Origin of the sequence: Cryobacterium sp. Y50 (assembly GCF_002929805.1) — a bacterium.
Classification (GTDB): Bacteria; Actinomycetota; Actinomycetes; order Actinomycetales; family Microbacteriaceae; genus Cryobacterium.
Genome location: NZ_PJJM01000014.1, coordinates 1 through 1,789 on the forward strand (window position 1 = coordinate 1; position 1,789 = coordinate 1,789).

Genomic DNA, 1,789 nt, shown 5'->3' on the forward strand with positions numbered 1-1,789 from the left:
ATTCGCCATGCTGCGAGACGGCACCCTCTACGAAACTGAACACCAACTCGCTGCTTGACAAAAACATAGGGGCACCCCCCCGGTCGAAGGAGACTTCCCTGTGCTGAACACACGATTTACCACCGAATTCGGCATAACCGCGCCGATCATGCAGGGCGGGATGCAATGGATCGGCAAGGCCGAACTTGCCGCTGCAGTCTCAAATGCCGGAGGGCTCGGCACGATAACGGCGCTCACTTTCCCTACCCCAGACGCCCTCGCCGAGCAGATCTTGCGGTGCAAGGAGCTCACAGACAAGCCGTTCGCTGTGAATCTCACGACCCTTCCGTCAATTTCCCCACCCCCTTACGAGCAATATCAGGCAGTTATCATCGACCTCGGTGTGCCGGTAGTCGAGACGTCCGGCTCAAACCCCGACGGGTTCGTGGACACGTATCACGCAGCAGGAATCAAAATCGTACATAAAGCCACCAGCATCCGCCACGCAGTGAAGGCCCAATCTGCTGGCGTCGATGCGATTGCCATGATCGGCTTCGAAGCCGCCGGGCATCCGGGCGAACTGGACATTCCGCTATTTGTACTCCTCGCAGCGGCCGCTCGCGCCATCACCATTCCACTTCTGGCGGCTGGCGGGATTGGAAATGGTGCGGGCCTCGCCGCTGCACTGGCTCTTGGCGCAGATGGTGTGCTTATGGCCACCCGCTTCATGGCCACCGCGGAAGCACCGATTCATCAACGGGTCAAAGACGAACTGGTGGGGCGCGACGAGCTTCAAACCAAACTCATTTTCCGCCAGCTTCGCAACACTGCGCGGGTGTCGGCGAACGCTGTCTCTGACGAAGTAGTCGCCATCCTTGACGCCGGAGGTGAATTCGGTGATGTTCGGGAACTTGTCGCTGGGCGACGCGGGAGAACCGTGTACGAAACCGGCGATCTTGAGGCCGGAATTTGGTGGGCCGGTCTCTCCCAAACTCTTATCGACAACGTGCCGACGTGTTCCGAGCTCATTGCCCGCATGGTGAACGAGGCCGAAGACATCATCATGACAAAACTTGTGCCAAGTATCGCGTAAGTACGTCGAATCCGAACCCAAATACAGGAGGATCAATGAAGATTATCGTTCTTGTCAAGCAGGTACCTGATACCTACGGTGACCGCCAACTCGATGAAACCACGCGACGGATCGAACGCACGGGCGTCGACCTTGTCATTGACGAAATTACAGAGCGCGCCATCGAAGTTGCGCTGACTGAGAAGGATGCTCACGATGCCGAGGTCGTGCTGATGTCGATGGGTCCGGCATCCGCTGCTGAGATGTTGCGCAAAGGTTTAACAATCGGTGCCGACTCGGCCATTCACATCGTCGACGACGCCTTGGTGGGGTCGGACATGTTGCGGACCTCAGCCGTGCTCGCAGCCGCGCTGCGGCGGGAGGGATTCGATCTGATCATTTGCGGGAACGAATCGACCGATGGCCGCGGCGGATCGATGGCGGCGATGCTTGCAGAACAACTCGATGTTCCCCACGCCACTTACCTCAATACTGTTGAAATCAGCATCTCTGCGGTCGCTGGGGAACGCGCAGGAGAGCATGGGACGCGATTTGTGCGCGCCCTGCTCCCGGCGGTTATCTCTGTCACGGAACACAATGCGGAGGCGCGCTTCGCGTCGTTCAAAGGACTGATGCGTGCCAAGAAGAAGCCGATACACTGAATATTGGCTTCCGAGGGAGCCAGGGGTGGTGCGGGTGGCAGCCAGTGCTCGGAATCATGAATCGTGTCGTTCAGAG

Annotated in this window: 2 protein-coding genes; both read left to right on the plus strand. The window is 58.4% G+C overall.

What is annotated here, in order from left to right; translation table 11 throughout:
- Positions 1–100: 100 nt before the first annotated feature.
- Positions 101–1,072 (plus strand): nitronate monooxygenase family protein, encoded by a 972-nt coding sequence (locus tag CXY73_RS00100; RefSeq protein ID WP_104176390.1) that lies wholly within the window; start codon positions 101–103, stop codon positions 1,070–1,072.
- Between the two features lie 35 nt (positions 1,073–1,107).
- On the plus strand, positions 1,108–1,713 hold the full coding sequence (locus tag CXY73_RS00105; protein ID WP_104176391.1) for an electron transfer flavoprotein subunit beta/FixA family protein: 606 nt from the start codon (positions 1,108–1,110) through the stop codon (positions 1,711–1,713).
- Positions 1,714–1,789: the final 76 nt, after the last annotated feature.

Bases quoted from the DNA above. Each gene is read 5' to 3' on its own strand.
- CXY73_RS00105 (WP_104176391.1), top strand. From the start codon at position 1,108: ATGAAGATTATCGTTCTTGTCAAGCAGGTACCTGATACCTACGGTGAC.